Annotated in this window: 15 protein-coding genes; 13 read left to right on the top strand and 2 right to left on the bottom strand. The window is 54.2% G+C overall.

The annotated features are described in order from the left end of the window. Window positions 1-83: 83 nt before the first annotated feature. Window positions 84-3,626 (bottom strand): inverse autotransporter beta domain-containing protein, encoded by a 3,543-nt coding sequence (locus QNN86_RS12585; RefSeq protein WP_414211197.1) that lies wholly within the window; start codon window positions 3,624-3,626, stop codon window positions 84-86. Between the two features lie 793 nt (window positions 3,627-4,419). Between QNN86_RS12585 and pgaA the strand changes: the two genes are divergently transcribed. The 6 genes from pgaA to QNN86_RS12555 all read left to right on the top strand — a co-directional run bounded on the left by pgaA (window position 4,420) and on the right by QNN86_RS12555 (window position 11,361). Continuing rightward, a complete protein-coding gene (gene pgaA, locus QNN86_RS12580; protein ID WP_279277723.1) occupies window positions 4,420-6,882 on the top strand; it encodes a poly-beta-1,6 N-acetyl-D-glucosamine export porin PgaA in 2,463 nt (820 codons plus the stop codon). A 9-nt stretch (window positions 6,883-6,891) separates the two neighbouring features. Then, the gene (gene pgaB / locus QNN86_RS12575; protein WP_182269219.1) at window positions 6,892-8,913 is read left to right on the top strand and encodes a poly-beta-1,6-N-acetyl-D-glucosamine N-deacetylase PgaB; all 2,022 of its coding nucleotides are present in this window, start codon (window positions 6,892-6,894) and stop codon (window positions 8,911-8,913) included. Further along, window positions 8,910-10,244 carry a poly-beta-1,6-N-acetyl-D-glucosamine synthase gene (gene pgaC, locus QNN86_RS12570; protein ID WP_181617784.1) on the top strand — a complete coding sequence of 445 codons (1,335 nt, stop codon included), beginning with the start codon at window positions 8,910-8,912 and terminating at the stop codon, window positions 10,242-10,244. Before pgaB ends, pgaC begins: the two co-directional genes overlap by 4 nt. Further along, a complete protein-coding gene (pgaD, locus tag QNN86_RS12565; protein ID WP_279277724.1) occupies window positions 10,241-10,741 on the top strand; it encodes a poly-beta-1,6-N-acetyl-D-glucosamine biosynthesis protein PgaD in 501 nt (166 codons plus the stop codon). The genes pgaC and pgaD overlap by 4 nt, the downstream gene beginning before the upstream one ends. 105 nt (window positions 10,742-10,846) lie before the next feature. Continuing rightward, window positions 10,847-11,077, top strand: coding sequence for a 4Fe-4S mono-cluster protein YjdI (gene yjdI / locus QNN86_RS12560; RefSeq protein ID WP_115257549.1), 231 nt, complete (start codon window positions 10,847-10,849; stop codon window positions 11,075-11,077). 11 nt (window positions 11,078-11,088) lie between these two features. Then, window positions 11,089-11,361: a GNAT family N-acetyltransferase gene (locus QNN86_RS12555; protein WP_096755814.1), complete on the top strand. Its 273-nt coding sequence runs from the start codon at window positions 11,089-11,091 to the stop codon at window positions 11,359-11,361. 35 nt (window positions 11,362-11,396) lie between these two features. On the opposite strand, the gene QNN86_RS12550 is transcribed toward QNN86_RS12555, so the two are convergent. Beyond that, a complete protein-coding gene (locus QNN86_RS12550) occupies window positions 11,397-12,326 on the bottom strand; it encodes a LysR substrate-binding domain-containing protein (RefSeq protein WP_181617782.1) in 930 nt (309 codons plus the stop codon). Between the two features lie 298 nt (window positions 12,327-12,624). Between QNN86_RS12550 and QNN86_RS12545 the strand changes: the two genes are divergently transcribed. The 7 genes from QNN86_RS12545 (at window position 12,625) to QNN86_RS12515 (ending at window position 21,221) form a co-directional block, all read left to right on the top strand. Further along, window positions 12,625-13,323: an ankyrin repeat domain-containing protein gene (locus QNN86_RS12545; protein WP_338075331.1), complete on the top strand. Its 699-nt coding sequence runs from the start codon at window positions 12,625-12,627 to the stop codon at window positions 13,321-13,323. 15 nt (window positions 13,324-13,338) lie between these two features. Continuing rightward, complete coding sequence (locus tag QNN86_RS12540) at window positions 13,339-14,238, top strand: DUF2877 domain-containing protein (protein WP_414211205.1); 900 nt, start codon at window positions 13,339-13,341, stop codon at window positions 14,236-14,238. Continuing rightward, window positions 14,216-15,763, top strand: coding sequence for an acyl-CoA synthetase FdrA (gene fdrA / locus QNN86_RS12535; RefSeq protein ID WP_414211196.1), 1,548 nt, complete (start codon window positions 14,216-14,218; stop codon window positions 15,761-15,763). Before QNN86_RS12540 ends, fdrA begins: the two co-directional genes overlap by 23 nt. Beyond that, window positions 15,763-17,181: a DUF1116 domain-containing protein gene (locus QNN86_RS12530; RefSeq protein ID WP_414211195.1), complete on the top strand. Its 1,419-nt coding sequence runs from the start codon at window positions 15,763-15,765 to the stop codon at window positions 17,179-17,181. Before fdrA ends, QNN86_RS12530 begins: the two co-directional genes overlap by 1 nt. Before the next feature lie 117 nt (window positions 17,182-17,298). Continuing rightward, window positions 17,299-18,849, top strand: a complete 1,551-nt coding sequence (locus QNN86_RS12525) for a xanthine permease (protein WP_414211194.1) — start codon at window positions 17,299-17,301, stop codon at window positions 18,847-18,849. A 26-nt stretch (window positions 18,850-18,875) separates the two neighbouring features. After that, window positions 18,876-19,826, top strand: a complete 951-nt coding sequence (locus QNN86_RS12520; RefSeq protein WP_115257552.1) for a carbamate kinase family protein — start codon at window positions 18,876-18,878, stop codon at window positions 19,824-19,826. A 12-nt stretch (window positions 19,827-19,838) separates the two neighbouring features. Next, the gene (locus tag QNN86_RS12515; RefSeq protein WP_414211193.1) at window positions 19,839-21,221 is read left to right on the top strand and encodes an amidohydrolase family protein; all 1,383 of its coding nucleotides are present in this window, start codon (window positions 19,839-19,841) and stop codon (window positions 21,219-21,221) included. The last annotated feature ends 12 nt before the right edge of the window (window positions 21,222-21,233 follow it).

The raw sequence follows: 21,233 nt of genomic DNA, 5'->3' as shown, positions 1-21,233 counted from the left end.
TGAATTTTATATATAAACTCAAACATAAAGAAAGAAGGGGAGATAGCCACTGCGAACGTGACTATCTCCAGTTATATCCCGAATCAGGAATTCGGTTTATGGTTTTCAACTACCCAGACGGTGAGTTCTTTTTCCAGCGTTTTATCTCCCGTCATTGCCTTCACCCTCACCCAACTTTCACCAGCGGTATCCGTTCTCAGCTGTGAGTAGGCATTGCCTAACGTAAAGTTGGTTTTATCCGGCGTCATCGTAAAGGTTCCGCTGCTGGGTTGGGCTTTGCTGCCCGCGCTAAATTCGACACTGCCGTTTAACGGGTTACCGAACTTATCCTGCAATCGGGCCATAAAGCCTACCGGTTCAAGGTTGGCAACGGCATAGCCAGGATCCTGCTCCAGAGTGAGTACCGGATTCTGGGCATCAGCATTCAGCGTCAGCGAAGCATTTGCCGAGACGTTGCTACCGTGTTCAGCCAATGTGGCGGTCAGCGTGTAACGACCCGCCTTATGGCCGTGGACATTCACGGTCGCAGTACCGGAGTCATTGGTGGTGACAAGCGTATTATCAATCTGCAGAGGATCGCGTGACGATGGGCCTGTGGCCGTAATTTTCAGCTTACGGTTGCTGACGTTGTTACCCGATGTATCGCTCAGATGCAGGGTAAACGCCACGTTATCCACATCACTCACTATGGCTGAGGTGGTTGACGGTTCGATCGTCAAGACTGCATTTTGCAGATCCGATACCACCTCCACTGCCTTACTCGCCGTAACGCGTTTACCCTCTTTGATGAAGGTTGCCTGCAATTGATAGTGCCCGGCTTCTGCGGCAACAAAGGTTGTTGATGCCATTCCTTTCTCATCCAACGTCAGTTCGGACTGGCCCAGTTTTAATCCACTGGCGGGGTCGCTGGTCAGGCGCACGTCGCCGCTGAACGGATTATTTTCACCGTCAGCAACCTGTACCTGAATGTTGTGCGCCGCTGATGCGTTCGCCACGATGCTCTCTGTCGGTGCGGTCAAATTCACTACCGCGCTGTTGATATCTGGTACAAAGCCCAGTTCGACGGTCGAGGACTCAATACTCTGTTTCCCGTCTGTAGCCATGGCTTTCACGGTGTAATTACCCGCCTTAACCGTGGTTAACGTCACCGTTGCGTAACCGTCTTTATTGGTGGTGATTTTGTCCGGGTATACGAGCCCTTGCGGCGCTACGATAAGCTCCACTTTCTGTCCTTCAACCGACGCGGCGGTATTGTTGAGCCTGATTTCAAGCGTGGCGCCATCGCGACCGTTTGCTGCAATATGGGTGATTGCGCCATTGTCTTTGGCTGCCAGAGACAATGTTGCGCCCGTCATTGAAGAGGCAAATGTTACGCGCAGTGATGAGCTGATGTTCCCCGCGCTTAGCGTAATCTCATATGTTCCCGGCGTTGAACTGATCAGTGAGAATGTTGCTTCACCTTTGGCATCGGTCTTCACAACGCTCTCCCCATTCGCGATCTTGACCTGTGGCGGTAACGCCAGGGTAACCGTGTATCCGGACAGCGCGTTGCCATAACGGTCGGTCAGGGTAACGACCGCGACATTACTCTGTTTGCCATCCGCCAGCGCATTGTCCCTGGTCAGGTTAAACGCCTGAACCACCGGCTGCGTTTTGTCGGCAATCCAGGTGGCTTGTTTTTCCAGCCCGGAGAAATCATGTTTTTGTGATGCCACACCAATGCGTGTCGCCTGAGCCAGTTCAGACGTTGCCTTAGCGCGGTACACGCCGTCTTTCTCTTCTACGGCAGTAAAACGAACCTCGCCGCTGGCTGAAACAGCATAAAAACGTAAGCTGTCGTCGCTGGTAATGGCATTCCCGTCTTTATCTTTTGCCTCTAACGTCAGGCTAATCGGGTGCCCAACGATCTGTTCCATGGGCATTACCGTCAACGTCGATTTTGCCGCCTCGGCGGAAACCGCTTTTAGCTTTACCGTCAGAGTTTCTGTTTTACCCAGGACTTTAGCGGTGATGCGTGCCGTACCCGCCGTTAAACCCGACGTCAGCGTCGCGGTATACACCCCGGCGCGGGTTTCCTGTACTTCGCCGAGCTTGGGTGCCTGTGCCGAACGCTCAAGGTTTTGCTGGGCGTCAGGCGTAAATGCCAATGACAACTCAATGTCATGGGCAAGCCCTGTTAACGGTTTACCATTGGCATCTTTTAGCACCAACGTAACCGGATGCTGCGACTGCCCGTCAGCCGCGATGATCGGTTGATGCTCGCCGTTTAATGTAAAATCCATTGTGCCGATTGAGGCTGAACTCCCCGTCACTGTCACGTTCATCACCGCATAGTTAGAGACGTTTCCTTTAACATCTCGCGCCGTTGCGCCGATCTGCCAGTGATTGGTACCGCCAGGCGTATACGCTGGCAACGTCAGTTGCCATGACGTGCCGCTACCGGAAATACGCCCGCCAGCGGCGGCAAATGCGCTATCGTTCCACTCGACCGACTGAATGCCCCATTGGGATTTATCCAGCGAAATAGTCACCGGAATAACGGCGCCGCCTTCCCCCTGCACGCTTTCAGGCAGGCGGATCTTCAGAACCGATTTTTTGCGGTATTCCAGAACAATGTTGTTATTACGTTCGACAAAATCGTAGCGCCCGTGCTGAACTTCGCGCATCACCGCAACGTTATCGCCGTCCAGTTGCTTCGCCAGCGGGATGCCGGGGCGATAGTTAATTTCAATGCCGAAGCGTGAATCATGAGTATTACTCTGCCCCTGCTTGTGTTCAGCAGAAAGCGTAACCAGCGGAACCGGCGTGTAGCTGATCCCGCCCGTAAAGGCGTATGGATTTTCCTGCAGATGATCGCTGCCAAAGAGGCCGACATTCTTGCCGTAATACTTTTCATATTTAAGCGATGCACCCAATTGCGGATATGACGGCAACCAACCTTCGGTATAGATATCCCAGCCATCCGCCGGACGTTCCTGATAATCGCCCAGATCGTGGGAATCCTTCCATTTTGACAATCTTAAATAAGCATTCGCGCCTGCATGTAAATAATCTCGCCAGTACTCAACGCCTGCACCCATACGTGCGTGATGCCGACTTAAATCGTAGTCATAAAATATGTTCGCGCCCAGCATTGAATTATCCGGCGTGAAGTAACGATAACCCATACCGATATTGGTTTGGGTTCTGTCATCGGTACGGTGAAGCGATGTCTGGCTAAATAAAACATGCTGCTTTGTATCAACCCACGGATAAAGGAAATCGAACGCCGAATCTTTCAACGAGAAAGCGTCATCGACATTGAGTTGAATACGCGCATTACCGTATTGCTGCAGCCATTCTACCACCTCCTTCGTTGCCTGCGCCGAGACGGTATTGGCAGCAAAACTGCCCGCATTGCCGTTTTCAAGGCTTCTGCCAGCCTGCGCGGCGAGGGAAGACAGGCCGCGCAGTTCTTGCTGCTCATCTGCGGCCTGCGATGCCTTAACGGCTGAAGCATGGCTGATGGTCGGCGTGAAGCTGAGAAGGGCTGGATACAGAGCCTGTAAAGCGATTGTTGACCATGCGACAACCTTATTAACGGAGCCTGTTGCCCCATTGTTCCGCGAAATTTTCTTATTTGACATTCGTAACTCCAATATCAATTAAAAAAATTAAAGGTTATTCCATGTACTGAACGGGATGCGTAATATATGTATTTAGTGGGAAAATTCAAGAGCTGTTCACCGCGCAGTTAACTGGATATTTTTACATTGTGCAGAGCCGGAGTAGCTATGATGTCGAACGTTTAAATAACGGGTGCTGTAAAAATACTTTTCTTTTTATAGTGGTGAGTTTAATATTGGCGTCTGTATTTTAACCATGAACGTACGCTGCAAATAAAAATTATCAGGAAATTAATCTGCCTGTTCGTATTCTACCGTCATTCATAATACTCCGCGTTGACCTGACCGACGTCGGCACATTCGTAGGATGTGCATGCTGACCGGTAGAGACATCTCAGAGATCTCTCTGTCTACCGCCCAAGTTAGTTAACAGGCAAACAGTTACGTAACGTTCTTATATTTTTTTGAAATATTATCCGCAATGGCATGGTTTTGCCGCCAAAATTAACCGAAACGCAGTGTTCAATCCCAGGAGTATTAGGAGAACATGGTCTAAAATACTTTTTTTGCTTAAGAGTTTTCCTATCGCGTAGCAACCGTGTTCGCGTAGTGTTAAAATTCATGAGTTTTTGATCTCCTCCTTGTACTAGTGGATGAGGTGCTGGTCGTCAATAAGACGAAAGAATTAAATGGGTTACAACCACATTGCTAAATAAGCGGCACTGTTTCTTTACATGGTCGGCAACCGTCAGGGAGTGACGATAACCTATTGATAACGCTTATTTTTACTCTGGTGTAAGATATAAGGGAAGATATGTTCAGTATGCGTCGACATGCCAAATTCATTACACGCTTTAAGTCTGTAAGTTGTTTATTTACGGCCAGCGTTCTTTTCCCCCTACAAATCTCTGCGGCAGTATCAGATTATGATGCGTTGATTATTGAAGCGCGAGGGGGTAATAGCGCGCCACTATTGCGCTACCTTGAAGATCAGGGAAAGAAAAGCGCGCTCACGCCCAATCAGGTTGCCGACTGGCTGCAAGTCTCCAGTTGGGTTGATAACAACGACAAAACAACAATTGCTATCTGGCAGCAGTATCGCGGGAAGATGGATGTGCCTGCGCGCGGTAAAGTTGCCGCTGCGCGTGCGTATCGCAATCAGAAAAGCTGGAATGATTCCTTAGCTATCTGGGAAAGCGTGTTGCAGGAAGAGCCTGATAACGCGGATGTTCGTACCGGCTGGATAATGACGCTGGCCGATGCCCGTTACAATCAACAAGCCCTGACCGAGGCGAATAAATGGGCGCGAGCGCATCCGGGAGCCGATTCCGATGCCCTGCTTGCCTACGTGTACCATTCGCAGAATAAAAACTGGGATGCATTGCTTGTCGCCAGTCAGGCGGTTGACGTTGATCCGGGTAACAAAAATGCAAAATCAACGCTGTTGTCCGCGCTGGCAGCCAACCGCATAGCCGAACCTGCGTTGGGACTGGCGGAAGAGGTTCCCACATCCGATCCCGTGAAGCGTCGCCTTGCGCTTGATGCCGCGGCCGAAAAGGTGCGCTCTTCGTATACGACCGCGCGCAATGAAGAAGAACGTTTTATCGTGGCGGACAAAGCCCTTGCCCGCTATGACCAACTGCTTGCTGCCTGGAAAGATGATCCCGCAGCCCAGGGCGATGTGCGTCGGGCGAGAATAGACCGTATGGGGGCCTTGCTGGTCCGCAAGCGTACCGCTGACGTTATTACCGAATACGAATCACTGTCATCCGAAGGCGAAGTCCCCAACTATGCAAAACGTTGGGTGGCTTCCGCGTGGTTAAGTGAACGTCAGCCGGAAAAAACCGAAGCGATGCTGATGAGCATCTACTATCCGAACGGGCCGATACCCGTTACGCCGCTTAGCCCTGAAGATCAACAGGATCTGTTCTACGCGCATATCGATAATGAAAACTTTGTTGATGCCAAAAAACAGGTCGATGCGTTAATCAAAGACAGCCCGTACCTGCGACGGATCTATGGTTCGCCTACGCCGCAGCCTAACGATAACTGGCTGCTTGGCCAGACGCTACTCGCGCAATATCACATTGCCGCTAATGAGCTGCCCGAAGCCGAAAAGCTGACGGAACATCTGGCGCGTACTGGCTCGGGTAACCAGGGGCTACGTATCCTCTATTCTTCCGTACTCGAAGCCCGCGGTTTGCCGCATGCCGCTGAGAAGGAGCTGAAGCTTGCGGAAGTGATCGAGCCAAGCAACCTGGAGCTGGAGCGTCAGCAGGCTTACGTGGCGCTGGATCTTCAGGAATGGAAGCAGGCCGATGAACTGACGGATGACGTCATCGCCCGTAGTCCGGATGATGAGGCGACGCTGCGTCTCGCCCGCATTCGCGATGTGCATAAAATGTCTGAACTGCGGATCAGCGGCACGCAGGGGATCTCCTCTGATAGCCCGGTCAGCGGTAAGAATGACTTCAATATCAATACCGCCATTTACAGCCCGCCGATCAATGACAACTGGCGACTGTTTACCGGTTTCAACTTCGCCACCGGTGAATTTGAAGAAGGTAAAGGCATCAGCCGCGATCTGGCGGCCGGTGCGGAATGGACCTCCCGTGACTACTGGGCTGAAATGGAAGTTTCAGGTCGTAATTATGGCGATGGTCAGAAAATAGGTGGCCGTCTTTCTGGCTGGCATGATTTCAACGATAACTGGCGCGTCGGCGGTTCGGCGGAGCGTCTTTCGCGTAATACGCCCCTACGTGCATTGCGTAGCGGCGTGTACGCCAACGGTGGAGATGTGTTTGTACGCTGGTATCAAAACGAACGACGAGAGTATCAGTTGTCGTTTGCCGCATCACATTTCTCGGATGGTAACGATCGCATCGAGTACGGGCTGAGTGGAAAAGAGCGTCTGTGGACGACGCCGCGCTTTACGCTGGACTTCACGCCGGGTATCGGTGGCAGTACCAACACCAAAGAAAATGTGCCGTATTACAACCCCAAAAGCGATTTCTCTGTGGTACCCGGCTTGAGCGCGGAGCAGGTCCTTTACCGACACTATGACACGGTCTGGACCCAGCAAGGCGTGGGCGGTGTGGGTAACTACTGGCAGCAAGGCGAAGATGGCGGTGCGATAGTTCAGTTAGGTTACGGACAGCGGCTTAAATGGAATAACGTCGTGGATGGCGGGGTGATGCTGATGTGGGATAAACGCCCCTACGACGGTAAACGTGAGCGGAATATCTCCCTCGCTTTCGATTTGAATGTTAGGTTTTAAGGATAGAACATGCTGAAAAGATGCCTGTGGCTTGGCGCACTCATCGCTGGCTGGTTGATGATCACCGCGTGTAGTAGCGCGCACAATACGACGCCTCGCTATGTTCCTCCAGGAGAGAGAACCGAGCTGACGGCGGACCATCCGTGGCCAAAAAATAGTTTCCTGGTGTTGGGTTATCACGATGTTGAGGATGGCGCAGCGGATCAACGCTATCTTTCTGTACGTACCAGTGCGCTGAGCGATCAGATCGGCTGGCTGCGTGACAACGGCTATAACCCGATCAGCGTGCAGCAAATTCTCGATGCCCATGACGGCAAAATCGTGCTGCCTGAAAAAGCCGTATTGCTCACCTTCGATGACGGCTATAGCAGTTTTTATACCCGCGTCTGGCCGCTGCTAAAAGCCTACAACTGGCCTGCGCTATGGGCGCCGGTGGGAAGCTGGGTGGATGCCCCTGCCAACAAAAAAGTGGATTTTGGCGGTCTGATGACGGCCCGAGACAAATTCGCTACCTGGAAAATGGTTGAGGAAATGGGTAAGTCACCGCTGGTGGAGGTCGGGGCGCATACCTGGAACTCACACTTCGGCGCAGAGGCGAACCCGCAGGGCAGTAAAGAACCGGCGGTGGCGAACCGTTTGTATGACAAGAAAACCGGTACGTATGAAACGGATGAGCAGTACAACCGCCGCATAAATACCGATATCTCGTTGATCACCAACAAAATTAAGTCAGTAACCGGGAAGTCGCCTCGCGCCTGGGTGTGGCCGTACGGTGCCGCTAACGGTACGACGTTGAATTTGGCCAAAGAGCACGGCTATAAGATGGCGTTTACGCTCAACGAAGGGCTGGCGAATGCAGCGTTTCTTGATGATATTCCGCGTGTACTGATCTCAGATAACCCTTCTCTTAAGCGTTTTGCCAGCCAGGTTGCCCAGGTACGCGAGCCGCAGACCATGCGCGTAATGCATGTCGATCTGGATTACGTGTATGACAAAGATCCGGCCCAGCAGAAGCGAAACATCGATAAGCTGATCCAGCGTGTATACGACATGCGCATTTCACATGTCTTCCTGCAGGCGTATGCCGATCCCAAAGGCGACGGGAATATTCGTGAACTCTATTTCCCTAACCGTTGGCTGCCGATGCGTGCCGATCTCTTTAACTACATCTCTTGGCAATTACAAACGCGTGCTGGTGTGACGGTTTATGCCTGGATGCCGGTGCTGGCGTTTGATCTCGATGCGTCTATTCCACGCGTAACGGCATGGGATCCAAAAACCGGACGCAGTGCGATTAATCACGAACAGTATGTGCGTTTGTCTCCGTGGAGTGGCGAGGCGCGTCAGCGCATTACCGAGATCTATGAAGACCTGGCGAAGCACGCCAGCTTCAAAGGCATATTGTTCCATGATGATGCATTCCTGACAGACTTCGAAGATGCCTCACCGGACGCGTTAGCCGCCTACCGCGCAGCAGGCCTTCCGGACAGCATTGAGAAAATCCGTAACGATCCGCAGGCATTTGAGCGCTGGACTCGGCTGAAAAGCAAAATGCTGATCGACTTTACCCAGCAACTGACGCGTTCGGTGCGTAATATTCGCGGCCCGCAGGTGCAAACAGCCCGCAATATTTACGCTATGCCGGTACTGGAGCCAGAAAGCGAAGCCTGGTTTGCGCAAAACCTGAATGACTTCCTCAATACCTATGACTGGACGGCGCCGATGGCGATGCCATTCATGGAGCAGATCCCGGCCAATGATGCCAACGCATGGCTCGACCGACTGGTGAATGCCGTTGCACAAACCCCTGGAGCGCTGGATAAAACCGTGTTTGAACTGCAGGCACGAGACTGGCGTAAATCCGGGGATCAGGCTGAAATCAGCGGAAAACAAATAGCCGAATGGATGCGCCAGCTTAAGTTAAGCGGTGCAGGTAACTACGGTTATTACCCGGATGATTTCATCAGCGACAAACCCGAGATGTCAGAGATTCGCTCGACGTTCTCATCATACTGGTACCCGCAAAAATGACTGATCGCATTATTGCTTTCCTGATCCTGTGCCTGATGTTCAGCCTGCCGTTTGGCGTGGCGGTCGTCTTTACGGGTGAAGTGATGTTGAACTTTGTCTTCTTCTGGCCCTTGTTCATGTCTGCTTTGTGGATAAGCGGTGGGGTGTACTTCTGGTTTTACCGTGAGCGCCACTGGAAATGGGGGGACGACACACCGCCACCGACGCTGGAGGGGAATCCGCTGGTTTCGATTTTGATCCCTTGTTACAACGAAGGGATCAACGCCCGCGAAACCATCGGCGCTGCGCTGGCGCAGCGTTACAAGAACATTGAAGTTATTGCCATTAACGACGGTTCAACGGATGACACCCACGACGTGCTGGAACAGTTGGCGATTGAGTACCCCAGCCTGCGGGTGATTCATCTGGCTGAAAATCAGGGCAAAGCGTTGGCGCTCAAGACCGGCGCAGCCGCTGCGCGCAGCGATTACCTGGTGTGTATCGATGGCGATGCGTTACTGGATCGCGATGCTGTGGCGTATATTGTCGCCCCGCTGATCCAGTTCCCGCGCGTCGGTGCGGTAACCGGGAACCCGCGTATCCGTACCCGTTCCACGTTGATTGGCCGTGTGCAGGTCGGCGAGTTCTCGTCGATCATCGGCCTGATTAAGCGCACCCAGCGAGTCTATGGGCAGATCTTTACCGTCTCTGGCGTGATTGCCGCGTTTCGTCGTCGCGCGCTGGCGGAGGTGGGGTACTGGAGTCCGGACATGATCACCGAAGATATCGACATCAGCTGGAAGCTGCAGCTGCGCCACTGGTCGGTATTCTTTGAACCGCGGGCGCTGTGCTGGATCTTAATGCCTGAAACCTTGAAAGGGTTGTGGAAACAGCGTTTACGCTGGGCGCAGGGTGGGGCCGAGGTGTTTATTGTTAACATGCGCCGCCTGTGGTCGTGGGAATTCCGCCGCATGTGGCCGCTGTTCCTCGAGTTCTGTTTTTCGACTGCCTGGTCGTTTGCCTACGCGGTCAGTATCCTGCTGTTCGTGTTAGGACTGATCATGCCGATGCCGGATTCGTTGTACGTGCAGCATCTGTTCCCGCCAGCCTTTACCGGACTTATCCTCGGCGTGGTCTGCTTGCTGCAGTTTGCCGTGAGTCTGATGATCGAACGACGCTATGAAAAAGGCATCGGCGCCTCGTTGTTCTGGATAATCTGGTTCCCGGTGGTGTACTGGATGCTGAGCCTGTTTACCACGCTGGTGGCGTTCCCCAAAGTGATGCTCAAACGCAAACGCGGGCGGGCACGCTGGGTGAGTCCTGACCGTGGAATAGGGAGGATCGAACCATGAGCCAGCCACTGATCTTTACCGAGCGGCGTCTCCTGCCACGCATAATTGACGTGCTGTTGACGCTGATTGCCTGGGTTGGGTTTCTGTACCTGATTTATAAAGGGCTGATTACCGCGCTGGCGCACTCACCGTATATGGGCGTGCGGCCGTTTTTCACCACCCTGGATACGGTGACTTTTTACATGCTGGTCGCCTTAATCAACGGACTGGTGCTGATTGGCTGGGCGAAGTACAACCAGTACCGTTTTCGGGTGGAACGACGCAACCGCAGACCTGGGCTTGAACATCATGAGCTGGCAGAAAGCATGCGTATTACCCCGGAACTGGTAACAGAGCTCAACAAAGCCAGGGTGCTGACGGTGCATCACCATGAGAATGGTGAAATCAGTCACGTCGATGTGGACAAGCACATTGCCGATAACCGGTTGCCACCGCCCACGCCGGCCATGCTGACGATGCTGCCGGAAAGAACGCTCGAGTCTGAAGACGCAAAATAATGACCCTCAGGCGGCATGAGACAATTTGTGCCGCCTGTTACATCCTTCAACCCTGCATCGGACTATGATTAGACTCGGTACAATAAAAATAACTGAGGCAATGTCATGGATAAGGAACTACTGGATGCAGGCTACCGGGCCTATACCGGTGAGAAGATCGACGTCTATTTCAATACGACAATGTGCCAGCACTCGGGAAACTGTGTGCGCGGCAGCGCGAAGCTGTTCAACCTCAAGCGTAAACCGTGGATTATTCCTGATGAAGTTGATGTTGCCACGGTTATCAGGGTTATCGATACCTGCCCAAGCGGTGCGCTGAAATACCGTCAGAAGTAAGTGAGGGAACCATGGAAATTCTTGCAGGCCATAACAAATTTTATGTGAATGATGCGCAGGGCAACCAGGTCGCTGAAATCGTCTTTGTGCCGACTGGCGAGCATCTGAGCATCATTGAACATACCGATGTTGACCCGAGTCTGAAAGGTCAGGGCGTAGGTAAACTGCTGGTGGCGAAGGTGGTGGAGAAAATGCGCGCCGAAAACCGCAAGGTTATCCCGCTGTGCCCGTTTGCCAAACATGAGTTTGATAAAACCCGCGAGTACGACGATATCCGCGCCTGAAGTCTGATTTCCGCCGGATAGCGCTATCCGGCACATTACTCCCGATGCAGCAGATCCTGATAAATTCCCGTCAGTACCCCGTGTGGACCAAACTCTTTTTTAATCCACTGCGTTACGCGACCTGTTGCCGAGTGCTGGGTTGCCAGCAGCATGCGGGAATCCTGTCGCGGGTTGTGGATTTGCCGTGTCACCAGCAGCGACTTTTCCATCGCCTCGCGCACCATATAGTCCGGCAGGAAACCGATGCCTTCGCCGAGGATTTGGCACTGGCACTTGGTATTAAAATCGGGAACCAGAATAGACTCCTGCCCGTGCAGCAGCCAGCCAACCTTCTTGTTAATGGTATGCGCGGTGTCTTCCACCATAATATTCGGGTACAGCCGCAGCTGACTTTCTGAAATAGGTTCAGGCATAAAGGCCAGCGGGTGATCCGGGGCGATGGCAAACGACCAGCGTATCGCCCCTATTTCGGTGTAATCAATCCCGCCGCCGTCCAGCAACGTATCCGGCGCGCCAATGGCGATATTGGCCAGATTATTAATAATGGAGTCCCAGACGCCGTTATACACCTCGGTGGTTACGGTTATCTGGCAGGTTGGAAACTGCTTTTTGAGGGCCTGCAGCAGCCGCGCGGTATGCTGCGGGGTGTAGAGCAACTGGTTAATGCAGATGCGCACCCGCGCTTCAATACCCTGAGCGATGGTATCAATACTGCGTTTGATGGCGTGGAAGTCGTTTAGCAGGTCGGTCGCCTTACGGAAGAAATAACGCCCGGACTCGGTCAGCTCAATGCTGCGGGTATTGCGAGTAAACAGCACCACGTCGAGCCCGGTCTCCATTCGCTTAATGGTGTAGCTGATGGCGGAGGTGGTTAAACCCAGCTCCTCGGCGGCTTTGCTGAAACTGCTGTAGCGTGCAGCCATGGTGAATGCCAGCAGGTTCTCCTCGGTAAAAATTGAATTCATCCTCTCTCCCCTCGGGCGCGTCTACCCCCTGCCATACGTTGATTGTTGAATGTATTTGTAATCCTTATGCAGAGCAACCAGTTTTGAACAGAATTTAACACCAGGTTCACATTTGATTTGAAGGCAATCACACTTCTGTCTTTTAGTTGCAGGCCGCTATCCGTGCAGCATCCCGCTTTATTTCCCGGATGACTGAATAATGTCTAAAAGAGCAGCGGTCATAAGAGAAAGATTGCACTACAGCACGTTTTTGCTCTCATTATTAAATACTATTCAATAATCGACTCGCTAACGATGAATGAAATTTAAGCGGATGTTATTCCCATCTCTCTGTTGCTATTCTCAGGTTATCGGAATTTTAAAAAGCCTTAAAAACTGCAGGAGAAGGATTATGTCAGAGAAAGAACTTATTACTGAATTTCTGCTGGCGGCAGAGCAGGGCAATGCGCAGGGATTAACATCCTGTCTGGCAAAAAATGTGGATATTAATGCGACCAATCGCCAGGGACGTACCGCCATCATTATTGCCAGCCTGAATAAACATTATGACTGCGTGTCTTTATTGATTGAGGCTGGCGCCGATATTAATAAACAAGATCAAACCTGTTTTAATCCCTTCCTGATTAGCTGCCTGACCAATGATTTAACGCTGCTGCGTTTGGTGTTACCGGCTAACCCTGATCTCAATGTTCTCAGCCGTTTTGGCGGCGTTGGCATTACGCCTGCCAGCGAAAAAGGCCACGTGGAGATCGTGCGTGAACTGCTGCTGCGTACCGACATCAACGTTAACCACACCAACTTTGTCGGCTGGACGCCGCTGCTGGAAGCCATCGTACTCAACGACGGCGGCGCAAAGCAGCAGGAAATCGTCAAGCTGCTGCTCGACAATGGTGCGAATCCGCACATGACGGACAAGTACGGCAAAACCCCGCTGGAACTGGCGCGGGAGAAAGGGTATCACCAAATTGCCGAGCTGCTGATTGCCGCCGGAGCTTGACCGAGGAGCGCCACTATCGCCACGCCATCACGGCGATGCGTAACGGCGCTAACCGCCGACGGCGCGTTTCTTGAATTTCGGGGAACGGGGCGTGTAGAACAGGTTTTTTCCCGCGCGGTAAACCTGTTCATACCCGAGTTGCAGCGATTGTTCACCTTACTGAGCGAGAGCGGCGATAACGCGCCTAACAGTTGTCGGCTGGCGCTGACGCATTGTGAAGATCTGTTTCATCCCGGCGAGCCGGTGAGTTTTACCGAGACGGGAATAGCCGTTGGCACGGATAAATGGATAGCAACCTCCGGGTGCCAGACCTGGCAAATGCCGAGTTGGTCGCCAGATGCAGACCGCTTCGCAGCAATTTCCTGGCGTTGCTGGGCAGAGGTTATCCGCCAACAGCTGAATCACCGCGACACATTATTTTTGTACCAGGGCGATAACCCGTTTTATCAGGAAATCGCCCGTGAATTACAGAACCGCCGCCGGGCATTAATCGCCGCCCTGAATAATGGCGAAAATATTTCTTTCGCAGTTGGCCAGTTAATCGGTCTGGGAATTGGCTTAACGCCATCATCCGATGATTATTTAGTGGGGCTGAGCACGGTTTTATTTATTAACGGTCACCCGTTAAAAAAGTATCAGCACGATTTTTTAGCAGCATTACGGATTGCCGGAAATAACACAACGCTGCTCAGTAAAATAACGCTGGAAGAGGCTTTTCATCAGCGTTATCGGGAAAGCGTTGCACGACTGGTAACCCATATTATTACGCGGCAACACCACGTTGCTATGCCATTTATTACTGACATTAAAAATATCGGCTCAAGTTCTGGCTGCGACATGCTGTATGGCATGGCGGATGCCTGCGCCCTGAGCCACCGGTCCGGAGGGAATTATGTCGATCAGGATAGTTGTTAAAAAGAACACGTATTTTGATTCTGTGTCACTGATGTCTATCTCAACGCGTGCGAATAAGCTCGATGGCGTGGAGCAGGCATTCGTGGCGATGGCAACGGAAATGAACAAAGGCGTGCTGAAGAATCTCGGCCTGCTGACGCCTGAACTGGAAGAGGCGAAGAGTGGCGATCTGATGATTGTCATTAAAGGCGCGAGCGACGAAGCAAACGCGCAAACGCTGGTGGCCATCGATGAGCTGTTCACGCATAAAGAGCAGGGCGGCCAGCACGAAGCGCGTTATGCCACGCTTGCCAGTGCGAAGAAACACGTTCCCGACAGCAACCTGGCGGTCATTTCAGTTAACGGTCTGTTCGCGGCCCGTGAAGCGCGTCAGGCGCTGCAAAACAACCTTAACGTGATGCTGTTTTCTGACAACGTTTCTCTTGAAGACGAGCTGGCGCTGAAACAACTGGCGCACGAAAAAGGGCTGTTGATGATGGGGCCAGACTGCGGGACCGCCATTATTAACGGGGCGGCGCTGTGCTTTGGCAACGCCGTGCGTCGCGGCAATATCGGCATTGTCGGCGCATCCGGCACCGGGAGCCAGGAGCTCAGCGTGCGCATTCACGAGTTTGGTGGCGGCATTTCTCAACTGATTGGCACCGGCGGTCGTGACCTGAGCGAAAAGATTGGCGGCCTGATGATGCTTGACGCGATTGCCATGCTGGAAGCCGATCCGCAAACCGAGATTATTGCACTGATCTCCAAACCGCCTGCGCCTGCGGTGGCCCGCAAGGTGCTGGACCGCGCGCGTGCCTGTCACAAACCGGTGGTGGTGTGCTTCCTCGGACGTGACGCCGCAATGGCGGACGAAGACGGATTGCAGTTCGCGCGCAGCACCAAAGATGCGGCGCTGCGCGCGGTTCTGCTCAGCGGCGTGAAAAAAGAGAGCCTGGATCTGCACCCGCTCAACTGGCCGCTGATTGAAGAAGTGCGCGCCCGTCTGACACCGCAGCAAAAATATATCCGTGGGCTGTTCTGTGGCGGCACGCTGTGCGATGAGGCGATGTTTGCCGCGATGGAAAAACATGCCGAGGTGTACAGCAACATTCACCCGGACCCGGCGTTCCGCCTGCCGGATATTAACCGCAGCGTGGCGCATACCTTCCTCGATTTTGGTGATGACGACTTCACCAACGGCAAGCCGCACCCGATGATCGACCCGACCAACCGCATCAGCCGTTTATTGCAGGAAGCGCGGGATCCTGAAGTCGGCGTGATCGTGATGGATTTCGTCCTCGGCTTTGGATCGCATGAAGATCCGGTGGGCGTGATGATCGAGGCGATCGCTGAGGCGAAAGCGATCGCTGCCGCAGACGGACGTCCTCTGGAGATCCTCGGTTATGTACTGGGAACCGACCAGGATACGCCATCACTGGAAAAACAGTGCCAGATGCTGACCGATGCCGGGGTTATCTGGGCGAGCAGCAGCACCAACACCGGATTGCTGGCGCGTGAATTTATCTGTAAAGGGGAGGAAGCCTGATGAGCCAGACGCTGTTTACCCAGCCGCTGAACGTGATTAACGTCGGCATCGCGATGTTCAGTGATGACCTGAAAAAGCAAAATGTACCGGTGACCCAGCTCGACTGGACGCCGCCGGGCCAGGGCAATATGCAGGTGGTTGCCGCGCTGGACGAGATTGCCGATTCGCCGCTGGCAGACAAAATTGCTGCCGCAAACCAGCAGGCGCTGGAACGTATTATCCAGTCGCACCCGGTGCTGATTGGTTTTGATCAGGCCATCAACGTGGTGCCGGGCATGACCCGCAACACCATCCTGCACGCCGGTCCGCCGACCCGTTGGGAAAACATGTGCGGCGCTATGAAAGGGGCCGTGACCGGGGCGCTGGTGTTTGAAGGACTGGCAAAAGACCTCGATGCCGCCGCCGAGCTTGCCGCCTCCGGTGAAATCATCTTCTCGCCGTGCCACGAGCACGACTGCGTCGGATCGATGGCGGGCGTCACGTCGGCCTCGATGTTCATGCACATTGTGGAAAACAAAACCTACGGCAACCGCGCATATACCAATATGAGCGAGCAAATGGCGAAGATCCTGCGTATGGGGGCGAACGATCAGAGCGTTATCGATCGCCTGAACTGGATGCGCGACGTGCTGGGACCGATGCTGCGCGACGCCATGAAGTTGGCGGGGGAAATTGATCTGCGCCTGATGCTGGCGCAGGCGCTGCATATGGGCGATGAATGCCACAACCGCAATAATGCCGGGACGGCGCTGCTGATTCAGGCGCTGACCCCATGGATTATCCAGACCGGCTATCCGGTGGCACAGCAGCGTGAAGTGTTCGAGTTTGTCCTTAGCAGCGACTACTTCTCCGGGCCGACGTGGATGGCGATGTGCAAAGCCGCGATGGATGCTGCGCACGGTATTGAATACAGCACCGTGGTGACGACGATGGCGCGCAACGGCGTTGAGTTTGGTCTGCGCGTCAGTGGGTTACCAGGCCAGTGGTTTACCGGCCCGGCTCAGCAGGTGATTGGCCCGATGTTTGCGGGCTATAAGCCGGAAGATTCCGGGCGTGATATCGGCGACAGTGCGATTACCGAAACCTACGGCATTGGCGGTTTTGCCATGGCGACGGCGCCGGCCATCGTGGCGCTGGTCGGCGGTACGGTTGAGGAAGCGGTCGACTTCTCCCGCCAGATGCGTGAAATCACCCTTGGCGAAAACCCGAACGTCACTATTCCGCTGCTCGGTTTTATGGGCGTACCTACCGCTATCGACATTACGCGCGTTGGTAGCACCGGCATTCTGCCGGTGATCAACACCGCCATTGCGCACAAAGATGCGGGGATCGGCATGATCGGCGCGGGAATTGTCCATCCGCCGTTTGCCTGTTTTGAAAAGGCGATCCTTAGCTGGCGCGATCGCTACTGCCAATAACAATACCCGGGGCTAACGCCGTTAGCCCCACGGTAGCGAAGTGCAAAACGTTGCTTACCTGCAGGGCTGGGCGATCCCCGCGATCGCAAACGATGCTTAACCTGTAAAGGATATTCCATGAACAGCATAAAACTAGAATGGAAACGGGGTGACTGGGCGGCTTACTTTGGGCTGATGACCAACAACCTGACTAACCTGCTGACAATGATGGGGCTGCTCATTTTTGTCGTCGGGATCCCGACTGAAATTGTCTATGGCCGTATTGCGCCAGCCTTTGGTCTGGCGGTGCTGGTGGCCAGCGTCTGCTACGCCTGGTTTGGCCTGCAGATGGCGAAACAAACCGGGCGTAAAGACGTGACGGCGCTGCCGTCCGGGCCGAGCGCACCGTCAATTTTCACCGTTACGTTCCTGGTGCTGATGCCGGTGTATCAGCAAACCAAAGATGCCAACTTCGCCATCCAGATAGCCCTGGTGTGGTGTTTTGTCGAAGCGTTGATCCTGGTTGGCGGCTCGTTCCTGGGCGAGACCATCCGCAAGATGATCCCACGCACGGTGCTGCTCTCTTGTTTATCCGGCCTGGGTCTGCTGCTGCTGGCGATGAACCCGATGCTGCAGGCGTTTGAAGCGCCAACCGTATCGTTCATCGTGCTGCTGCTGATCTTCATTAACTGGTTCGGTAAGAAGCCGATTTTTGCCCGTATCCCTACCGGCCTGCTGCTGCTGATCGCCGGTACGGCATTGGCGTGGATCTCCGGCCTGCAAAGCCCGGAAGCGATCAAAGCGTCGATGTCTTCCTTTGGCTTCAACCCGCCGGAAATTCACGTCGACAGCTTCCTGCAAGGCTTGCCGCACGCACTGCCGTATCTGGCTTCTGCGGTTCCTCTGGGACTGGCGAACTACATTTTTGACCTTGAGAACATTGAAAGTGCGCACGCCGCAGGCGATGAGTACAACACCCGTAAAGTCATGATGGCGAACGGCTTTGCATCAATGCTGGGCTGCATGTTGGGTAATCCGTTCCCGGTTACCGTGTATGTCGGACACGCGGGCTGGAAAGCGATGGGGGCCAGTATCGGCTATACCCTCGCGTCGGGGATCACCATGTTTCTGGTGCCGTTGTTTGGTCTGGGGGCGTTTATGCTCGCCATTATTCCGATGACCGCGATCGTGCCGATACTGGTGTTTATCGGCGTAGTAACCGCCAACCAGGTGGTGCGAGAAACGCCCAAAGTTGAGGTGCCCGTCATCTTCATCTGTCTGTTCCCGTGGATTGCCAACTGGGCGTTAACCATCGTGAACAGCGTGATGGGGGCGGCGGGAACGTCAGCGGCTAAACTCGGAACCGACCTGCTGCACAGTAAAGGCGTGTACTACGACGGGCTGGTGCACCTCGGTAGCGGCGCGCCGCTGGCCAGTATGCTGTGGGGTTGTATCGCCATCTTCGCCATTATCAACAAACCATTACGTGGGGCGATTGCCTCCGCCGGTGGGGCGCTGCTGTCGCTGTTTGGCGTGATCCACTCCCCGGCCGTTGGGTTTGCTGAAGGCAGTTCGCTGATGTTTGTCATGGCCTACCTGATGATGGGCGGGATGTTCGTGATAAAGCATGTGCTCGACAGCCGTGAAGCGGTGACTGCCCTTGAGCAGCAACCGACCAAAACCTCCTGAATCGCTTTGCTGTGGAAGATGACGCTATGAAAGAACTTGTGGTCGTTGCCATTGGCGGCAACAGCATTATCAAAGATAACGCCAGCCAGTCGATTGAGCACCAGGCTGAAGCCGTAAAAGCCGTTGCCGATACGGTGCTGGAGATGTTGGCATCGGACTACAACATTGTGCTGACGCACGGCAACGGGCCGCAGGTGGGACTCGATCTGCGGCGCGCAGAGATTGCCCACGAGCGTGAAGGCTTACCGCTGACGCCGCTGGCAAACTGCGTCGCCGATACCCAGGGTGGCATTGGTTATCTGATCCAACAGGCGCTGAATAACCGTTTGGCGCGGCGTGGCGAACAGAAGGCGGTCACTGTGGTCACGCAGGTGGAGGTCGACAAAAACGATCCGGGATTTGCCAACCCCACCAAACCGATCGGCGCGTTTTTTAGCGACGCTCAGCGTGATGCGCTACAGCTGGCCAATCCGGGCTGGCGCTTTGTTGAGGATTCCGGGCGCGGCTACCGTCGGGTCGTCGCTTCGCCGGAGCCGAAGCGTATCGTCGAAGCTGAGGCGATTAAAGCACTGACCCAGCAAGGCTTTGTGGTGATTGGCGCGGGCGGCGGTGGGATCCCGGTGGTACGTAGCGATCAGGGGGATTACCAGAGCGTAGATGCGGTGATTGATAAAGATCTCTCCACCGCGCTGCTGGCGCAGGAGATCCGCGCCGACGTGCTGGTGATCACCACCGGCGTTGAGAAAGTGTGTATTCATTTTGGCAAGCCTGAGCAGCAGGCGCTGGACACCGTGGATATTGCAACAATGACCCGCTACATGCAGGAAGGGCATTTCCCGCCGGGCAGCATGTTACCCAAAATCGTTGCCAGCCTGACGTTCCTCGCCCGTGGCGGTAAACGGGTGATCATCACCACGCCGGAATGCCTGCCCGCCGCGCTGCGCGGTGAAACAGGCACCCATATTGTCCATTCCTGAAAGGAGATGCGAATGAAGGAAAGTAACAGCCGCCGTGAGTTTTTAAGCCAGAGCGGAAAAATGGTCACCGCTGCCGCGCTATTTGGAGCGGTCGCTCCGGTCGCGTATGCTGCGGATCCTGTCGGGACAACCCGTTGCGCGAAGAACACGATGACGATTAACGATAAACACTACTACCTGGATAACGTCCTGCTGGAAGCGGGATTTGATTACGAAAACGCCGTGGTGGTGCATACCCGTACCGCGCTGCAAACCGTAGAGATTCAGGACGGGAAAATTGTTGCGCTGCGTGAGAATAAGCAGCATCCGGATGTCACGTTGCCGCACTACGATGCAGGCGGAAAGCTGATGCTGCCCGCCATGCGCGACATGCACATCCATCTGGATAAAACCTTTTATGGCGGTCCGTGGCGCTCACTCAACCGCCCGGCGGGCACCACTATTCAGGATATGATTCGCCTGGAACAAAAGCTGCTGCCTGAACTGCAGCCGTATACGCAAGAGCGTGCGGAAAAGCTTATCGACCTGCTGCAATCAAAAGGTACCTCGATTGCCCGCAGCCACTGCAATATTGAGCCGGTTTCCGGGCTGAAAAATCTGGAGAATCTACAGGCTGTGCTGGCGCGTCGTCAGCCGGGTTTTGTCTGTGAGATCGTGGCATTTCCGCAGCATGGCCTGCTGTTATCGAAGTCTGAACCGCTGATGCGTGAAGCGATGCAGGCGGGGGCGCAGTACGTAGGTGGGCTGGACCCAACCAGCGTGGACGGGGCGATGGAGAAATCCCTCGATACCATGTTCCAGATTGCGCTCGATTACGATAAAGGCGTGGATATCCATCTGCATGAAACCAGCCCGGCAGGCGTGGCGGCGGTGAATTACATGGTGGAAACGGTAGAGAAAACCCCGCAGTTGAAGGGCAAGCTGACCATCAGCCATGCGTTTGCGCTGTCTACGCTGAACGAGCAGCAGGTGGATGAACTAGCGACCCGCCTGGTGGCGCAGCAAATTACCATTGCCTCGACGGTGCCGATTGGCACGATGCACATGCCGCTGAAACAGCTGCGCGACAAAGGCGTGGTGGTGATTACCGGCACCGACAGCGTGATCGACCACTGGTCGCCGTACGGGCTGGGGGACATGCTGGAAAAGGCGAATCTGTACGCGCAGCTTTATATTCGCCCTAACGAACTCAACCTGTCGCGGGCGCTGTTCCTTGCCACCGGCGATGTGCTGCCGCTCAACGATAAAGGCGAACGCGTATGGCCAAAAGCACAGGATGAGGCCAGCTTTGTGCTGGTGGATGCCTCCTGTTCTGCCGAGGCTGTCGCTCGAATTTCTCCCCGTACCGCAACCTTCCATAAAGGCCAACTGGTGTGGGGGAATGTGGCGAGCTAGTCAGGTTTCACG

It is taken from the genome of Citrobacter sp. C348, assembly GCF_047467975.1.
In the GTDB taxonomy this organism is placed as follows: domain Bacteria; phylum Pseudomonadota; class Gammaproteobacteria; order Enterobacterales; family Enterobacteriaceae; genus Citrobacter; species Citrobacter gillenii.
The sequence above is the reverse complement of the archived record's forward strand: the minus strand, read 5'-3'. Positions and strand labels throughout refer to the sequence as shown.